Genomic DNA, 16674 nt, shown 5'->3' with positions numbered 1-16674 from the left:
ACCTTAGCCGCGATCATTTGGACCGTTTTGGGGTGGGCAATTTCCTTTGCCTTGTTTCAGCTATCGAGGGCGCCGAACATCGCGGACCACTCCTGCTTGTGGTTTACATCGACATCAACTGTCTGCTCTGGCGCACCTCATCCACGGTTCGGGATCGCTGTTGCAGCAGCCACCGGTTGCGCTGTTCTTTTCGTCTTCATCTCGTCCACGAGGGTGTCGATGGCCGTCACTGTTTGCGCGTTTGCTGCCTCCTTCACATTGGGGCTAATAGGCGTGCAAGCTTTGTCGCTGCCAGTGACTCCTCTGACCGGGATACTCTTCTGTCGATCTGCCGTTTTCTCCGGAACTGCACCAAGCGGCAAAAGTTATGCCCTGAAGTTAGTAAGGAGAAAGCATCTTGGACAACGCCTCGAAAGAACTTGCCAACGAATATCGACGTCTAGGTGGCCGACGGATTGCGGTGATTGACGACAATCTTGGCTCATCAAGAGACTGGGATGGCGATCCGCCAGAGGCAGCGCGGTTTTGGAACGAGAAAATAGCATCACTATCTGATCGGGAAAGACGCGATGTTGAAACCTTTCTGCCGTCGCTGAACGACGAGAGCGACGAGCCAAAACCCGACTTCAAAAACCGAGACCGATAAAATGGACATTGAAGAGGTCATGTTCCCATCAAGTGACTGGGTACCGAATAATCTTCGGCTCCCGGTCCTGGTCTATAGAAACGTAGGCGGAGCAGCGGTCGCCAGTTCGTTCGAAGCTCTCTTCGCTGACAATGGCTGGACCGGCGTTTGGCGAAATGGGGTCTTCAGCTATCAGCACTATCATTCAGGAGCGCACGAGATCCTTGGCATTGGCCAGGGATCTGCGACCCTGTTGATCGGGGGCCCCGGGGGGCGAGCACTGCAGGTTTCGTGCGGTGACTGCTTGCTATTACCGGCAGGAACAGGTCACCAAAACCTCAAATCTTCTCCGGATTTCGAGGTAGTCGGCGCTTATCCGCATGGGCAACAAGCGGACATCCAAAGAACGGCTCCGACACTAGGCGTTCTAACCAAGATATCTAGGTTGCCCGTACCTGATACTGACCCGGTTCTAGGGACGTCCGACGGACTGGTAAGACGCTGGAAAGTGTGAAATCGGATGCCAGACGCCGTTAGAGGGAGTGGGTTGGAAAAGCCAGCGAACTTGTGCTCGAAATCGTTGGCTAGCTCGCTCACATCATCAGGTGCGAAAAAATCCAAGTCATCAGCTCCGCGGGCGAGGAAAGGTGAACGATTTCAACTGTACCCCCTGCCCTCGACGGTAAACTGAACTCATCTTCTAGGCTGTCGAGCGCCAAGAGATCGCTAGATACGACACCTAATCGCCTAGGCACGAATCTCGGATTGAACCACAGGGTGCGCCCCTGCGGGCTTGATGGCCGGAGGGCCGGGCTACGAACAAGAGGGTAGCGCAGTTGGCGAAATTTGCTCAAGGGAACAAATTACCTGCGATGGCATTTCTCCGCCAACTGAAGGAGGCCGCGAATGAACGACAAACTCTCAGAGCGCGCACGCCCCCTGCGTGGCAGGCCATACTCCCTTGAGGAATTTTGCGCGAAGTATGGCCTAGACAGGCGGGATGCTGATGACCTGTTCAAACGTTTTGGACCTTCCTCCATCGAGCTTGATCTTCTAATGGCGGCCAAGCGCCGGAGACCATCATTCCAGGCCGTCGCCGCCGACATCATACTGTGAGGCAGGGCGCTTCTATGCGAAGTGATCGCAAAGATGTCGTAACGAGCCGTAGCGCGCAGACCCACCAAGCTTTTGCTTTCTGTGTGAGTGTTTACAGGGACCAAAATCCAAGTTGAATGTTCTCCATACAAACAGGAGGCAACCCAGTGGAGTTCCCCGACACGGCGCCTAATACTGAAGTTTCGTTTTCGGCTATTCAGACTAGGACCACGTCCCCTGCCAGCCACAACGGTCAACACTTCTTGAAGAAATCCGCCGCAAACAATGTGTCGCGACGGACCCAATTGATCGCTATATCCAGAGCGGGAATCTAGTTGTTATGCGAGGCGCAGGCTTCGTCCTCTGGCGTGGCGTTGCTTTTGCCGCCCTGTGTCTGGAGCTTGCCATTGCCTGCGCTGCTTGCAGGATTGGCACACTTGGTCTTGTCCATCTTCATCGTGCTACCGGTCTTCGTAGAATCCATAGTCATCGGTTTCTTCATATCCGAACTCGCGCCGCCACCGGTGTCGGCCTGGTTCTTGTCCATAGTGGAACCTGCCGGCGCGGGGTTGGATTGAGCAAGAGCGGAGCCGGCGAGGCCGACTGCCAAGATCGCGGTGGCAATAATGTTTGAGCGCATAGTCTCCTCCTAGGTTGGGATGTGGTGCACTTGGCACAAAGGTCTCCGTTGGTTGTTCCCGTGGAAACGTTAGCGGGCGCTCGCGATTTCTCGGATGTGGGCGTCGCTTGTCGTGGAACGTTTTACCGCTTTAGTAGCTTTCCCTAACAATAAAGCCAGGAGATCGACATGAAAGCTAAAGACGAACCAACCCTTGCACCATCGACCGACAGTCCCGCGCAGACCCGCCAGAAGGCGCGGTTCGGCCGTGGAGCCGTCTGGGTCGGCGTTGCGATCGCTCTTGCCGCTTTCGCATTCTACGTCGGCATCGGCATTTACGGCGGCTATCACGCGGCAGGGTAAATTGATCTGCGAGTGCCTGCGAGCTGAACGGCGACGACTTCACCAAGCATTATCATTCCGACCAGGAGGACGTGCATGAAGACGCAGTCGACCTGTTCAAGCGCTACGGCGACCAGGGCGAAAATGCGGAACTGAATGCCTGAGCCGCGAAGACCCGGCCGGCGTTGGAGCACCATCTGATGATGGCCAAAGACATGAACAAGTAAGCCTTACGTGGCACCCCGCCCAACGCGTACCAGATGCTCGTCCGGATTCGATATCGCGAACTCGAACATCCCCCATGGCTTCAGCCTTGGGGATGCAGAAGCCTCCCCTTCAGCTTACCGGCCAACTCCTCGACGTTTTCCGCATGGAAGTAGAGGCCGAACTCCACTCGATGGGAGCTTGCACGAAATCAGCGAAGGGCCACGCGGGGCCGGCGACCTGCCTCGGACACCGGATCGCGCAACTTCGCTGTTGCTACTTTGGCAGAGGCGAGGCGTTCTCCGCTTCGACGCCTGCAGCCGCGTGCTTGCGCCGCTCGCGAGATTTCGCATCTCTTCGGGCTTGCCTCAATTCATCGATCGTCGGCATCCACCATCCGCGGAGCCGCTCGTATGGTCCCGGAGCTGACTTCGCCGGCCATGTGTGGACCAGTTCCTCCAGGGTAGCCGCCCGCCATCCGGCCCAGACGTGTTCGTCGCTGGCATCGGGATGATGCTCTGCAACCTCTTGCGGATCGACGATCTCTCCGGTGACCTCCGTAATGACGACAATCCCGTATGACACCGCGACCGGCCTTCCGATTGGCGGCAAGTCGTCGCTCGAGACTGGAACCCGACGCTTCTTGCGTTCTATCGTCCGACGCTTCGCCTTCGCCTCTTCCTCCGTGCCCTTGCGGGCCTCGGCGCGCTTTCGCCGTTCTCCCGGCTCTGATCGCTTCGCGGCTTCCTCGATCGTCTGCCAACGATGCTGCAAGTCGTCGTAGGACGAGTACGGAATCTCCCATACCTTGTCATCGCCGTTCCACCTGGCGAAAGGAATCTGCCGAAGCTCGTCGACGACCGTTCGGGAGAACGGCGTCTTCACGCGGAAACCGCGGTCGTAGACCTGCAGATATGGACTTAGGATGGGCTCGAACTCATATGCGTCGCGACCGCGCTCATCCTCGTATGGCTTCTTGCGGTCGGCTTCGGAGGCGAGCCATCGGTCGATGCGCCTTCGCGCAGTCTTGCCGGGAACCGTCCATGCCTGCAGACGGTCGCTCCATCGTGCATTTGGGAAAGTCTCGCGGAAGCGGGCGACCGTCATTCGGTCGAAGGCGAACGAGACCGTTTCCTGCGGCGATGCGTCGGCTTCGTTGTGTTCGATGTGCTCGTCGGCCATGGGAATAAACGGTTTGGCGATCGCCCGGTTGCGTTCAGAGGAGCGACTTCTTCAAGAAGGATAGCGCCTTCTGCGCGCCGCCGCTTGAAATCGTGTGACCCGTGCCGCGCTCGATGTCCAGTTCGACCTTAAAGCCGGCGGTGCCGAGCTGCGCGGCCGCGAGCGTGGAGGCCATAGGCGGGATGGTGGTGTCGTTTTCGCCGTGAACGAGGAGAACCGGCGTGCCATTGCTCGCCCGAGAGACCGGCTGTGGCGGAAGGAGGCCCGAGAACGCGACCAGTGCGCCGACGCGCCAGCGTCCGGACGCGACGGCGTCGAGCCCCATGATGCCTCCTTGCGAGACGCCGACGAACGCAATCCTGTCATGGGCGGCTTCGAAGCCCTCCTGACGGACGACGTCGTTCATCAGTTGGTCGAAGGCCTCACGAGCGGACCGTATGCGCGCCGGGTCAAGTGGGTTTCCTTCCGTGCCGAACCATTGATGCCCGTACCTGTGGTGTCTTGGCGCGTCGGGCGCGGCAAACCTCGTATTCGGCAGGCTTTCTCGCCAGGAAGACGCGAGCGGCATGAGCTGTGCGCCAGACGCCCCGATACCGTGAAGGAAGATAATTAAGTGTTCGGCCAATTGAGCCTCGCTAATAGTGGGCGGACAAGCCGAGGGCGCTCGACCCGTCATGGGGAGCGCCCTCGTTCACCCGGACAGCGCCGCGGGCGCGAAAACATTTCGCGGTACAGGCCATCGTTGGTTCGGGTGGTCGTCCTGAGATGATGTTTCCGGCGACGCTCTTCAAGATCAAAGCGTCTTTGCCGTTGTCTCCATCCAGGCGCGATGCTTCTCTTCGTCCTGATGGGCCGTCATGAAGAACGCCTTCGACGCCGGAATGGCATCCTCATGGCGGATTGCCCTCTCGTAGGCTGTTACGGTGTCGTCTTCATTGGTCTTCATCGCCTTGAGGATCGCGGCGTCGCCCATAAGATCTGCAAACGCGATCTTCCCGGTCGTCAGCATCTGCTTCATGTCGCCTTCGGTCGGAGCTTCGATACCAAGTTCGCCCGCCATCTCCGTCAGGACTTGGACGTAATGCTGGTGGTCTGTCTTGAATAGGGACGCCTGGCTCGCCAGTTCGCGGCTGTCGAGGCGTTCGATTCAAGAATCGTCGGCAGCGATTGCGTCGTGCTCTAGTTAGAGCAGGTTCTTCACCAGATCCTTGATATCGGATTCGTTGCCAACCATCGTGACCATATCCTTCTCCTTCTGAGGTTTTAGGAGATCAAGGAACGAGACGGGCCGAGTGTTGTTTCGCGGCTATCGAGACTGTCCTGTATCCTACTGTCCTCCAGCACCAGACCCGTTGCGGCTGGAACTTCGATCACTCGGGCGGGTTTCAACTTCGACATTTCCGTCGCAACTTCAATCCAAATTGGAGATATCATGACACTAGAAGGAAAGAAGATCGCCGTTCTGATCTCACCGCGCGGCACTGAGGAGCCCGAATTCAAGAAGCCCAAAGATGCCGTCGAGGCGGCAGGAGCGTCCGTGACGGTCGTCGGCATCGAGGCCGGAGAGGCAAAGACGAACAACGGCGATCTCAATCCGGGCGGCAGCTACACCGTGGACAAGACTGTGAAGGATGTCTCGGCCAGCGACTTCGACGGCCTTATCATCCCCGGCGGAACTGTCGGAGCAGACAAGCTCCGGGCAGACGCCGACATCGTCTCTTTCGTGCGGTCGTTCTTCGAGCAGGCCAAGCCCGTCGGCGTGATTTGTCACGGGCCGTGGCTGCTTGTTCAGGCTGATGTCCTAAAGGGACGAACCGTGACATCCTACTCGTCGATCCGGAAGGACATCGAGAACGCGGGCGGCACCTGGGTAGACAAGGATGTCGTCACAGACAAGGGGCTGGTCACCAGCCGCAAGCCCGACGACCTGCCGGCGTTCTGCGCGAAGATCATCGAGGAGTTCGCCGAAGGAAAGCATCCCGAACAAGCCCGCAGCGCGTAGTAAAATCAGAGGAGCGCCGGCCGTCTGGCGCTTCTCACATCATGGGTGGTGCTTTAGCCCGCCGGCGACGCGATCGAGGATTGGCTGCTGGATCCGAAGAGACAGGCCGTCCGACTTCAGCACCAAGCTGATTGTCTATGACTGCCCCGCGCAACACGTTACCGAACCCAGCCCGCCGACGGGTCTCACTTTCACGCCCCCTCCGACCGGTCCAACACAAGACCGCTCCTTGCGGGCTTCCGTTCGATCGCAAGCTTCGATGGCCGGCAGGTAGCGCCCTGCCAATCTATTCTGCCGTCTTCTCGGTCGCCGAAGCTTTGGAACTCGCATCGCCCGGCTCGTTTCCCTCGGACTTAAAGGTCGTCATGAAGCGGAGCGTGGCGAAGGTGACGATCGAGAGGACGATGGCCGTCTCGTAGGCACCGAGGCCGACGGCAGCCCCGATGGCACCGGTCGCCCAAAGGCTCGCCGCGGTCGCAGTGCCGCGAATGCTCGCTTTGCCGACGAGGATCGCCCCGCCGCCGATGAAGCCGACCCCGTTGATCAGGCCCTCGACAATGCGGGCCGTGGCCTCCGCATTGTCTCGGGTGACCGTCTCTGCCGCCTGGATGAAACCGCAAGCGGCGATGGCGACCAGAGGGAACGTCCTGAGGCCGGCGCTACGCTCGTTACGCTCGCGATCCCAGGCGATCGGCAGCGCAAGCACGTAGGCGAAGAGCAGGGCCGCGAGATGCGGAAGGAACCGTATCTCCATCTGATATGCTGCCAGCCAGTCACCCATGCGAACTCCCTCCCCTTGACCCCTTTGCTGGGAGATGGCGCCCGGCCGATCCTTGGCAAGTGGGCGACGTCAAGCCGATGGCACGGCCGCTTCGCCGTGAATCAGGCCGCGATCTTTGAGCGCCTGCCAGAACTCGTCCGGAATCTTGGCCTGCAGCGAATTCCAGTCCTCGCGGATCTGCCGGTCGCTGCCTGCGCCGACGACAAGAGCGACCGCTACATCCGGCGCGGCGGAGAACTGAATGGCGGCGGTGCGCAGATCGACGCCGTATTCCTCGGCGACTTCCCGAAGCTTTCTACGCTTCTCGATGACTTCCGGCGGGATCTTGTAGTTTTCCGCCCCGTAGTTGTAGCGCGGACTGCCACCGATGAAGCCGGCGTTAAGGCTCGAACCAATGACCAGTCCGACGCCCCTCTCTCGCACCTTTGGGAACAGCTTTTCGACGGTGGCCTGGTGGTCGATCAGCGAGTACTGGCGCGCGCACAGGCAGACGTCCGGGTCAGCGTCTTCCATGACCTTGAGGATCGCCATTGGTGTATTCACGCCGACGCCCCAGCCCTTGACGATGCCCTCCTCTCGCATTTTCGTCAGTTCCGGAAACGCCCCCTTGCGGGCGATCTCGTACTGCTCTTCCCACGGCGTCGGAAAGAATGCAAAGTCGGGCGACAGGTCGTGAACGAAGGCGACGTCGACGCTGTCGACGCCCAGCCGCTGGAGACTGTCCTCGATTGAACGACGGACGCCGTCTGCCGTGTAGTCGATGACGAGGTCGTTCGGAGAGTCCGACAACGGGTACATCTTCTCGTGGCTATTATCCTTCGATGCCTTCAGGAGCTTGCCGACCTTGGTGGAGAGCAGATAGTCAGATCGCTTCTGGTTATGAAGGAAATGCCCGAATCGTCGCTCGGCGAGGCCTAGGCCGTACCAGGGCGCGACGTCGTAATATCGGACACCGACGCTCCAAGCCGCCTCGAGAGCATCCTCCGCATGCCTGTCGGAAATCTTGTTGAATTCGTTGCCCAGCGAAACGCCGCCCATGCCGAACTTGAATTCGGGCTTGAAGATATCACGTACGCGGCTGTTCAAAGCCATGATGGAATTCCTCTGATGCTTAAAGATCTTCGGTTAATCTGGGCCAGGAACGCTACTTCTCGCCGGGGTACTGGCTTTCCTTCAGAAGCTTTGCCAGATGAATGGTGTTTCGGGAGAGCACCGCGATCATGGTCGCAACCTCCTTGGGGACCTTTTTCAAATCCACGAAATTCGTGCTACCCATCACCTCACCGACCCAATAAGCGACAGCGTTCGCCGGGATCGTGAAGCCGACGTCGTTGAGCGCCTGGTACATCTCCGCCGAGACGTGATGGGCGCCGTCCTCGTTGCCAACGACGGCAACAGCCGCGACCTTGCCATAGGACACCATCCGGCCTTCGTCGTCGGTCTCTTCGAGGAATGCGTCCATGCGCTCGAGGACGCGCTTTGAGATGCTGTCGGGCTGACCCATCCAGATTGGCGTGCCGAATATGACAATGTCGGCGGCGAGCACCTTTTCACGGAGTGCCGGCCATGCGTCGCCAGGCCCTTCGTCGGAAGTAACGCCCGGAACAATGTCGTGGTCGGCAAGACGGATTGTTTCGGTCTCGACGCCGGACTTCGCCATCTCAGCAGCGATGAGGTCGAGCATTCGTCCTGTCGAGGACGGCTCCTTGTTGTCGCTGCGCTTCAGGGTCGCGTTGAACGCGAGAGCTTTGATGGTCATCGTGCATCCTTTCGAGAGATGCTGGACAACCCCTGCCTCACGTTCGAAGTTCCATACGAAAGCTTGGAAAACGGGCTGCGCTTGAAAAGGGTCTCCATGGCAAAGCAAGCACGAACGCGCTTCTCTGCCAATAGAGGGCCGACGTCTCGTCCCGATCGAGGCAGGCAGCTCCGAGTCGAACTCCGGGTGACCTTAGAAATTGTCTGTTTCAAGCGGCTCCGGTTTTGAGGAACTTTGTAAACCGGGCATCGTTTTCCTTGCTTCATCAAAGCAACAGGAGATCCTCCATGCCACAAGGTGACAAATCCGCATATACCGACAAGCAGAAGCGCAAGGCCGAACACATCGAGGAAGGCTACGAAGATCGCGGCGTCTCGGAGAAGGAGGCCGAGCGGCGTGCCTGGGCTACCGTGAACAAGGAAAGCGGCGGTGGCAAAAAGTCTGGTTCCGGTCGCGGCCATCAGGAAAACCATGCCTCCTCCGAAAAGGGCGGACGCAAGGGTGGCGCGGCCGCTGCGTCGCGCACTAAGGAGGAGCGCTCCGCATCAGCGAAAAAGGCTGCGGCAACCCGCAAACGTAACGAACACCACGCTCATCACTAATCGGACCCGGCGCCGCTCAAAAGGGGCGCCGTTCTCATTGGTGGAGGAACAGTCATGCCAAGAAAGAAATCCAAGCGGAAATGGTCGCAGGATGTGACCGAAAACAGTGACGCAATGGACCTCAAGCAAGGCGTGTTCAACCAGCCCAGCGCCAAGAAAATCGCGGATTCGCTGAAGAAATCATCCGAACAGAGCGGCCGTCGCAACACAAGTCCGTTCCAGTCCGCCATGTCGATGCTCAGTTTTTATATCAATCGCGCCGGCAAGCATCTGTCGAAATCAAGATTGGCCACGCTCGACCGGGCCAAGGATGAATTGCGTAAAGATTTCGGCAAAGAGCCGAAACGCTAAAAGGCCTTTTTGGTGTTCATCGCCCCTATCGCAGATTCACGCATAAAACCCCGACGTGTTCGCAACTTCAGAGGAACCTGATCATGCAAGCTGTCCGTATTCATCGTTTCGGCGGGCCCGAGGTGATGACGATCGAGGAAATCGATCAACCGAAACCTACCGCGAAAGAAGTGCTCATCAAAGTTTTCGCCGCAAGCGTCAATCCGGTCGATGCCAAGATGCGAGAGGGCAAGTATCCGGTGGTTACCGAAAATGACCTTCCTTACGTTCTAGGGCGGGACGTCAGTGGTCGGATTGAGGCCAAAGGCGATGACGTTTCCGCTTTTGAAGTTGGGGATGAGGTCTTCGCATTCCTGTCGCCAGAACACGGAGGATACGAGGAGTTCGTCATCGCGCGTGCAGACGAGGTGTCCACCAAGCCGCGAACACTCGACGCGATCGCTGCAGCCGCCGTGCCGCTCGCTGGTATCACCGCCTGGCAGGGGCTCTTCGATCAAGGCGGTCTCCAGCCCGGCCAGCGCGTTCTCATTCATGGAGGTGCCGGCGGTGTCGGTCACTTCGCCATCCAGTTTGCGAAGGCAAAAGGTGCCTGGGTCGCAACTACGGTGTCGTTTAATGATAAAGAATTTGTACGCGATCTGGGGGCGGACGAGGTGATCGACTATAAAGCCGAAAAGTTCGAAGACCGCGTTGAGCCCGTGGATCTTGTATTCGATCTCATCGGTGGTGAAACGCAAGAGCGCAGCTTCGGCGTAATCAAAGCTGGTGGAGCGCTGATTTCGACGCTTCAGGAACCGGACAAACGGAAGGCCAAAAAGCAGAATATCCGCGTCGGTCGCTATACGGCCCAGCCGAGCGGGACCCAGCTGCAGGAAATCGCTGCGTTGATCGACCAAGGCAAGGTGAAAGTCGTTGTCGACGCCACCTTCGGACTTCGCCAAGTGGCGGAGGCGCAAGCCGCGCTTAAGGAACAGCATATTCGCGGAAAAGTGGTTCTCAAGGTTGTCGAGCAGTCACAGAAACCAGTGATCGACGATGAGACCCGCAGGCTGCGGGCCTATCAGATTTGGGAGAATGAAGGACGCCCGCAGGGTCAAGATCTTGCACACTGGTATAAAGCAGGCGAAGTCGACGCAACGGCAACGGCAGAACGCGCTGACTATCAGCAGTATGTACCGGGCCGAGCGCCTACGGGGTCATTGGTCATCAAATTCTACCACTCCGGCGACCAGGTCCGTGGATACGTACGCAAGATCGCAGACGCCGACACCGAGGACACGATCTTCCCGGGTGAGGAAATGGAGCCGGAAGCTGCCTTCAAACTGGCCAAGTCCCACAATGACAACCAGAGGCCCATTTTTATCGAACTTGTCGAGGGGATCGAGTGGGACGCAGCCTGGGGCCGTCTGGGATAAGTGACAACGACGATTGGAGATCTCAATGAAGAGCAAGGAGCTAACCGAGAGCGACCCATGGCGGGAGCGCAATTTTGTTGTTGTGCTCTCCGATGGTGAAGAGGCGTTCGCAGCCATTAGAAAGTTTGCCGAAGAACATGAGATCGGCGGTGCATCCCTGACCGCGATCGGCGCATTTCAAAGCGCCATGCTTGGCTTCTTCGACTTTTCAGCGAAAACCTACCGGGAAATACCAGTGAACGAACAGACAGAGGTACTTAGCGCGATCGGCGATATCGCAGTCGGTGACGATGGAAAGCCCAGCCTTCACATACATGTCGTTCTCGGCTTTCCTGATGGATCCACGAAAGGCGGCCACTTCTTGAAAGGCATCGTTCACCCAACCCTTGAGATTATCATTAGGGAAAGTGCTGAAGGATTTCGCCGTAAAAAACAGAAGGATCTCGGCATCGCATTGATTGATCTCTGACCTGGTGGTCCTGTCGGATTTACTCTCGACCCATCGATCTAACCCACGTGGCATCGCGTACCACAACGATTTCGTTTGGTAGGAATAGCTATGAATAGTTGCCTCATACAGTGGTTCCACACCGCCAAGCTAACGATGATGCATGACTTGCAAAAAGATCGTCGTCTCACGAGGCGTCCTTTGTCCTGAGGACGGTGTGGCGACAAGCCAGCCTACAGGTTCAACCTCGCGCACGCGCTGCGCGCAGTCATCAGGCGCGACTAGCGGAGCAAGCGTTGGTCATGTTCTGTGAACTCGCTGCTGTTTTTGAACACAGCAATCTGCGTTCTTGATGGGAAATGAACTGGCGACACGTAAACTGGTGAAGCCAAGGGGTTGATAGATCTGAAAACAAAAACATCGAACTTTGCGTAAAACTCCTCGCTTGAGAGCGATTGCAATCGTCTTGCTGTCGCTTCCCGACATATGCAGAGCACTGGCCGCTAATTTGGTTCGGAAACCCCAGTTGCACAGGCTCCAACAGCGTTGATCATCGCTGTGAGCATGCAAAGACGTCGTCTGCCAAACTTCAGCGTCGTACCCGCCGTCGCGGCTATCAGTACAACCGAAGCTATCTGCTTCGAACTCCATCGTTGACGGCCCCAACAACAGATGCTGCGTCGCTAACGCGAGGGGCGTCGCCGTATTCTAACGAGCCGTACGCCGTTCCTAATCAGCGGGCGCTGTAGCCCCCATCAGCCATCAGGATCTGCCCGGTAACAAAGGACGAGCCTGAGCCGGCAAGATAGATGATGACATCAGCGATTTCGCTTGGCTCCGCCCATCGTCCAAGCGGATGCGCAGCCTTGATCGCCATCTCGGCAGCGGACGGATCGTCCATCCCCTCAAGATAGCGGGTCAGGAACGGTGTATTGATCGAGCCCGCGCCGACCGCGTTGACCCGAATATTGTAGGAGGCATAGTCGATAGCCATCTGCCTGACCAACTGCAGCAGCGCTCCCTTGGCAGCGCAATAGGCGGCCTGCTCCGGCAAGCCAACGACGCTGGAGATCGACCCGGTTGCGACGATCGCACCGGCGTTGCGCTTCATCATGGAGGGAAGTGCACGCCTCGACATCAGAAACAGAGACTTGGCGTTGGCGTTCAAGACCTGGTCCCACTCGTCATCGCTGGTCGCGTGGACGGACTTCGAGACGATGTAACCGGCGTTGCTGATGACAATATCCACCTCGCCGAACTTTTCTTCCGCCGCGGCAAAGATGCGATCCACGTCCGAGGAAAGCGTCACATCCGCACCAACGGCAATAAGGCGTTCGTTCTCACCAGGTGCGACAGCCGAGACCACGCTCTCCAGATCGGTGGCGCATACGTTGGCACCGGATGCGAGCAGCTTGCTGACGACGGCCAGCCCAACGCCCCCATAAGCGCCCGATACCACGACAGTCTTTCCGGAAAATTCTGACATAATTTCAAGTCTCCATTTGGCGGTATCGGCACAATTTCCTCGTCGAGGTGGCGCATCCTCATGCAGATTGTCTACAATTGCAAGGCAAGTTCATGGATTTTTATCTACGCGAAAGCAGTAGCTTAGTGCTAAGATGGCGAAAAGCGCACAGATACATGCACTTAACAAATAGCAATTTTTCACGTTGACAGATTGTAGATAATCTGCAAATTTTTTCTCAACGAACAAGGGAACTCAAAGGCATGCCAGAGCAAGATTTGGAAAATTTCCGCCAGTCCATGCGCAGGCTCGCTGCGACGGTTTGCATCATTTCGTGCGAAAACAATGGCGTTCGCCACGGGATCACCGTCACATCGGTAACGTCGCTGTGCATGGAGCCGCAGTCCATTCTCTCGTGCATCAACCAGAATGCTTCGATACGTCCGCACATTCGCCAGGTTGGCCGCTATTGCGTCAATCTGCTGACGCAGGCCCAAGCGGACATATCGAAGCGGTTCAGCGGCGGCGTGCCCGCAAGCGAACGGTTTCTCGCAGGCAACTGGCTTCAGTCGGAAGACGGTATTCCGTATCTGGCCGACGCTCAGGCGAATATCTTTTGCGAGATCGATCAGGCGTTCGGATACGCCACGCACGACATCATCGTCGGCCGAGTGCTGAGCTCGCGGTTCAACGCCGAAATTGCGCCCCTGCTCTATCAGGACGGCAAATACGCTGTGGGTGCGCCACTCGATCTTTCAACGGCAGCGTAATTACAAACCGGCAGTGACGCCGAGTGTCACGCCGAAAAGAAAGCTTAGGAGAATATCATGCAATTAGGTCTGTTCAGCCTGATGACCCTGCGCGATCACGTCGACGGCGCCGTCGGCGTCATGCGCGACACAAAGAAGATGGTGCAGACCGCCGAGGAGCTCGGCTTTGACATCGCCTGGTTCGCGGAGCATCACTTCGCCAACTACTCAAGCTCTCCTTCGCCGTTGATGATGTGTTCCTACGCAGCTGGCTGGACGAGCAAGATCAAGCTCGGTCCGGGCGTCATCGTGCTGCCGCTCTACAATCCGCTGCGCGTCGCTCAGGAGATCGCTGTCGCCGACACGCAGAGTGAAGGCCGCTTGATCATCGGAATGGGTACTGGCTACCAGCAATACGAATTTGACCGATACGATGTATCCCTCGAGAGCAAGAACGAGATCTTCATCGAATACTGGGATGTTATCGAAAAAGCGCTCGTCGAGGGCGAGGTAGAGTATAACGGACAGTTCATCAAAGTGCCGAAGACGACCTTCGCCATCACGACGCAACAATCTCCGCTTCCTCCGATCTTCGTGACGTCGTCACACCCAAAGCTGCTCAGCCGCTTCAAGAAGTGGAACGCAACGCCGTTCATCGCCGCCAGCACGCTGGGTTCTCCGGTACTCTACAAGATGGCCGACGGGCTGAACAAAGCCTGGGAAAGCATTGGCGAGCGGCCGGCCGAAAAGCCTTTGGCGATCATGCAGTATGTGAATATCACCGATAGCCGCGCTGAAGCCCTCGAGGTCGCGGAGCGTGCACGTTATGTCGGACGCATGGCGCACCATCTTCGCAAGGCTGAGCTTCCGCTCGATGACAACGGCTTCATTTCCAACGAAGCGTTCGAGGGTGAATACTCGCTCGACCAGTATGCCGACAACATGGTCGTGGGCGATCCCCATACGGTCGCCGAAAAGATGGTCGACAACATCAAGCGTCTGAACCCCAGCAACTTTACCTGCAATTTCTCCTTCGGCTGCATGCCGATCGAGAAGGCCCATCGCTCCATCCTGCGTTTCAAGAAAGAGGTAATACCGCTGGTCGAGAAGGAAGTCGGTCCCCTGTCAAAGATCGGCGCCCAAGCTCCCGCCCTCGACCGTCTCGCCAGCTGACAAATGCGCTCTCCGGCCGGGGGTCCCTATCCCCGGTCGCCTCACCGTCAAACCAAAGCAAAAAGGGGAATATCATGACAAAAAAATCTCATAAGCTCGGGCTTCTCGCCGTTACCGTAGGGATGATACTTGCCGGCCACGCCTACGCGCAGTCGGCGCTCGATACCGTCGTGCAGAACAAGAAGTTGCGGTGCGGCGTCATGCTGGACTCGCCTCCCTCCGGCTTCCGCAACTCGCAGAACGAGCCCGACGGCTTTGATGTTGTCACTTGCAAGGACATGGCAAAGGCGCTCGGCGCCGAAGCAGAGATCGTGGAGACGCCGGCGCCGGATCGCATTCCTGCTTTGGTGTCGAACCGCATCGACATCCTGATCGCATCGACGACGCCGACGCCTCAGCGTGCGATGACCGTCGCTTTCACTCAGCCGTATATGAACTACACCACAACCGTCATCACGCATAAGGGAACCAGCATCAAGGGCTGGGACGACCTGAAAAGCGCCAAGCTCGGCGGTGTGATCGGAACGACGACAGAGCAGCTCCTGAACACCCAGATTGAAAAGGGTTGGAAGGACACCGGCGCGACGTATACCGGCTTTTCCAGCGACACCGAGGCGTTTCTTGCTCTCCAACAGGGCAAGGTTGACGCAATTCTCCAGGCGACTGCCGTCTTCAACACGCTTTCGGCGAGTGGACAGTTTCCGGAGTTCGTCGCAGCTGGCACGGCGCCGATCAACGATATGGTTGGCATTGCCGTTCGTCGCGACGACCAGCAATTCCTGAACTGGGCCAAGCTTTTCGTGTGGCAGCAGACGGCCAGCGGTCGGTTCACGGAAGTCTATAAGCAGTTCTTCGGTGACTCTCCCGTGCCGTCGCTGAGCGCGCCAGGTGTCAACTACTAGGATCTGAGATCCGACCTAATCGCTCGAACAGGTATCAGCAGGATGGAGCGCGGCCTCGCGACGGGCCGCGACAGATGAACTACAATCGTCGCGACGGATAAATCAAAAAAGGGAACGCTACATGCTTAGATCAGCAGTCATGAGCGCCGCGCTCATATCAAGCTTCAGTTTTCTGGCGTGCGATTTCGCAAATGCCCAGTCGACCCTCGATACGGTAATCAGCAGCAAGAAGCTGCGTTGCGGGGTCATGATGGACAATCCGCCGTCAGGCTTCCGCAACGCGCAGAATGAGCCTGACGGGCTGGATGTGGTATATTGCAACGACATGGCGAAGATACTGGGCGCCGAACCTGAAGTCGTCGAAACCCCCTCACCCGATCGTATTCCGGCGCTTGTGTCCAACCGCATCGACGTGCTGATCGCCTCGACCACCCCAACGCCACAGCGCGCGCTGACGGTCGCATTTACCCAGCCATACATGAACTTTACCATGGGTGTGATTACGCGGGCCGACACCGGCATCAAGTCTTATGGGGATCTCAAGGGCAAAAAGCTCGGCGGCGTGATCGGCAGCACCCAGGAGCAGCTGATCAACAAGGAAATGGAAGGCGGCTGGGCAGCCGCTGGAACGACCTATACTGGCTATTCCAGCGATTCCGAATCCTACCTGGCGCTCCAGCAGGGCAAAGTTGACTCGATCCTCGTCGCAATGGGCGTCTTCAACGCGCTTGCACAAAGCGGACAATTCAAGGAGTTCGTGCTTGCAGGTGCTGCGCCGCTTTCGGACACGGTCTCCATCGCCGTCAAGCGGGACGACCAGCAGTTTCTGAACTGGGCCAAGCTCTTCGTTTGGCAGCAGGTTGCGAGCGGGCGCTTCGCCGAGGTTTATAAGACCTACTATGGCGACGGACCTGTTCCGGCTCTCAACATCGCCGGCGTTGATTTCTAAGACCCGCGGTA

General features: G+C 57.8%; 21 protein-coding genes and 1 pseudogene. 14 read left to right on the top strand and 8 right to left on the bottom strand.

All coding sequences use genetic code 11. The features are described 5' to 3' along the window. Window positions 1-397: 397 nt before the first annotated feature. The 3 genes from ACODTZ_RS24800 to ACODTZ_RS24790 all read left to right on the top strand — a co-directional run bounded on the left by ACODTZ_RS24800 (window position 398) and on the right by ACODTZ_RS24790 (window position 1741). Window positions 398-646 (top strand): hypothetical protein, encoded by a 249-nt coding sequence (locus tag ACODTZ_RS24800; protein ID WP_489028915.1) that lies wholly within the window; start codon window positions 398-400, stop codon window positions 644-646. Between the two features lies 1 nt (window position 647). Continuing rightward, window positions 648-1139 (top strand): cupin, encoded by a 492-nt coding sequence (locus ACODTZ_RS24795; protein ID WP_489028914.1) that lies wholly within the window; start codon window positions 648-650, stop codon window positions 1137-1139. Window positions 1140-1531: 392 nt separating this feature from the next. Then, on the top strand, window positions 1532-1741 hold the full coding sequence (locus ACODTZ_RS24790) for a hypothetical protein (RefSeq protein ID WP_489028912.1): 210 nt from the start codon (window positions 1532-1534) through the stop codon (window positions 1739-1741). A gap of 310 nt (window positions 1742-2051) precedes the next feature. Here the strand turns inward: ACODTZ_RS24790 and ACODTZ_RS24785 are convergent, their stop codons facing one another. Beyond that, the gene (locus ACODTZ_RS24785) at window positions 2052-2360 is read right to left on the bottom strand and encodes a hypothetical protein (protein WP_489028910.1); all 309 of its coding nucleotides are present in this window, start codon (window positions 2358-2360) and stop codon (window positions 2052-2054) included. A 168-nt stretch (window positions 2361-2528) separates the two neighbouring features. Here ACODTZ_RS24785 and ACODTZ_RS24780 point away from each other — a divergent pair, with 168 nt between their 5' ends. Both ACODTZ_RS24780 and ACODTZ_RS24775 read left to right on the top strand, forming a co-directional pair. Beyond that, window positions 2529-2702, top strand: a complete 174-nt coding sequence (locus ACODTZ_RS24780; RefSeq protein ID WP_489028908.1) for a hypothetical protein — start codon at window positions 2529-2531, stop codon at window positions 2700-2702. Window positions 2703-2725: 23 nt separating this feature from the next. Continuing rightward, window positions 2726-2908, top strand: a pseudogene (locus ACODTZ_RS24775) (DUF4142 domain-containing protein); the annotation flags it as partial. A gap of 253 nt (window positions 2909-3161) precedes the next feature. Here the strand turns inward: ACODTZ_RS24775 and ACODTZ_RS24770 are convergent. The 3 genes from ACODTZ_RS24770 to ACODTZ_RS24760 all read right to left on the bottom strand — a co-directional run bounded on the left by ACODTZ_RS24770 (window position 3162) and on the right by ACODTZ_RS24760 (window position 5127). Next, a complete protein-coding gene (locus tag ACODTZ_RS24770; protein WP_489028906.1) occupies window positions 3162-4067 on the bottom strand; it encodes a hypothetical protein in 906 nt (301 codons plus the stop codon). Between the two features lie 34 nt (window positions 4068-4101). After that, complete coding sequence (locus ACODTZ_RS24765; protein ID WP_489028904.1) at window positions 4102-4743, bottom strand: alpha/beta hydrolase; 642 nt, start codon at window positions 4741-4743, stop codon at window positions 4102-4104. A 117-nt stretch (window positions 4744-4860) separates the two neighbouring features. Beyond that, window positions 4861-5127: a hypothetical protein gene (locus ACODTZ_RS24760; protein WP_489028902.1), complete on the bottom strand. Its 267-nt coding sequence runs from the start codon at window positions 5125-5127 to the stop codon at window positions 4861-4863. 372 nt (window positions 5128-5499) lie between these two features. Between ACODTZ_RS24760 and ACODTZ_RS24755 the strand changes: the two genes are divergently transcribed. After that, window positions 5500-6069: a type 1 glutamine amidotransferase domain-containing protein gene (locus ACODTZ_RS24755; RefSeq protein WP_489028900.1), complete on the top strand. Its 570-nt coding sequence runs from the start codon at window positions 5500-5502 to the stop codon at window positions 6067-6069. A 286-nt stretch (window positions 6070-6355) separates the two neighbouring features. Here ACODTZ_RS24755 and ACODTZ_RS24750 read toward each other — a convergent pair whose 3' ends face one another. From ACODTZ_RS24750 to ACODTZ_RS24740, 3 genes are all read right to left on the bottom strand, one after another. Then, window positions 6356-6850: an MgtC/SapB family protein gene (locus ACODTZ_RS24750; protein WP_489028898.1), complete on the bottom strand. Its 495-nt coding sequence runs from the start codon at window positions 6848-6850 to the stop codon at window positions 6356-6358. 69 nt (window positions 6851-6919) lie between these two features. Then, a complete protein-coding gene (locus tag ACODTZ_RS24745; RefSeq protein WP_489028896.1) occupies window positions 6920-7942 on the bottom strand; it encodes an aldo/keto reductase in 1023 nt (340 codons plus the stop codon). A 52-nt stretch (window positions 7943-7994) separates the two neighbouring features. Beyond that, window positions 7995-8609, bottom strand: a complete 615-nt coding sequence (locus tag ACODTZ_RS24740; RefSeq protein WP_489028894.1) for a flavodoxin family protein — start codon at window positions 8607-8609, stop codon at window positions 7995-7997. A 287-nt stretch (window positions 8610-8896) separates the two neighbouring features. On the opposite strand from ACODTZ_RS24740, the gene ACODTZ_RS24735 reads away from it, so the two are divergent. The 4 genes from ACODTZ_RS24735 to ACODTZ_RS24720 all read left to right on the top strand — a co-directional run bounded on the left by ACODTZ_RS24735 (window position 8897) and on the right by ACODTZ_RS24720 (window position 11446). Beyond that, complete coding sequence (locus ACODTZ_RS24735; protein WP_489028892.1) at window positions 8897-9211, top strand: plasmid stabilization protein; 315 nt, start codon at window positions 8897-8899, stop codon at window positions 9209-9211. Window positions 9212-9265: 54 nt separating this feature from the next. After that, the gene (locus ACODTZ_RS24730) at window positions 9266-9562 is read left to right on the top strand and encodes a DUF3175 domain-containing protein (RefSeq protein WP_489028890.1); all 297 of its coding nucleotides are present in this window, start codon (window positions 9266-9268) and stop codon (window positions 9560-9562) included. An 83-nt stretch (window positions 9563-9645) separates the two neighbouring features. After that, the gene (locus ACODTZ_RS24725; protein WP_489028888.1) at window positions 9646-10977 is read left to right on the top strand and encodes a zinc-binding dehydrogenase; all 1332 of its coding nucleotides are present in this window, start codon (window positions 9646-9648) and stop codon (window positions 10975-10977) included. Between the two features lie 25 nt (window positions 10978-11002). Beyond that, complete coding sequence (locus tag ACODTZ_RS24720; protein WP_489028887.1) at window positions 11003-11446, top strand: PPC domain-containing DNA-binding protein; 444 nt, start codon at window positions 11003-11005, stop codon at window positions 11444-11446. Window positions 11447-12158: 712 nt separating this feature from the next. Here the strand turns inward: ACODTZ_RS24720 and ACODTZ_RS24715 are convergent. Next, window positions 12159-12911, bottom strand: a complete 753-nt coding sequence (locus tag ACODTZ_RS24715; protein ID WP_489028885.1) for an SDR family NAD(P)-dependent oxidoreductase — start codon at window positions 12909-12911, stop codon at window positions 12159-12161. 242 nt (window positions 12912-13153) lie between these two features. On the opposite strand from ACODTZ_RS24715, the gene ACODTZ_RS24710 reads away from it, so the two are divergent. From ACODTZ_RS24710 to ACODTZ_RS24695, 4 genes are all read left to right on the top strand, one after another. Next, window positions 13154-13660, top strand: coding sequence for a flavin reductase family protein (locus tag ACODTZ_RS24710; RefSeq protein ID WP_489028883.1), 507 nt, complete (start codon window positions 13154-13156; stop codon window positions 13658-13660). A 57-nt stretch (window positions 13661-13717) separates the two neighbouring features. Further along, window positions 13718-14812 (top strand): LLM class flavin-dependent oxidoreductase, encoded by a 1095-nt coding sequence (locus ACODTZ_RS24705; protein ID WP_489028881.1) that lies wholly within the window; start codon window positions 13718-13720, stop codon window positions 14810-14812. Between the two features lie 74 nt (window positions 14813-14886). Further along, the gene (locus ACODTZ_RS24700) at window positions 14887-15714 is read left to right on the top strand and encodes a transporter substrate-binding domain-containing protein (RefSeq protein WP_489028879.1); all 828 of its coding nucleotides are present in this window, start codon (window positions 14887-14889) and stop codon (window positions 15712-15714) included. 121 nt (window positions 15715-15835) lie between these two features. Beyond that, window positions 15836-16663 carry an ABC transporter substrate-binding protein gene (locus tag ACODTZ_RS24695; protein ID WP_489028877.1) on the top strand — a complete coding sequence of 276 codons (828 nt, stop codon included), beginning with the start codon at window positions 15836-15838 and terminating at the stop codon, window positions 16661-16663. The last annotated feature ends 11 nt before the right edge of the window (window positions 16664-16674 follow it).

It is taken from the genome of Rhizobium sp. FG113, from assembly GCF_057809895.1.
Note: the sequence above shows the minus strand (reverse complement) of the source record. Positions and strands in the feature narration are given on the sequence as shown.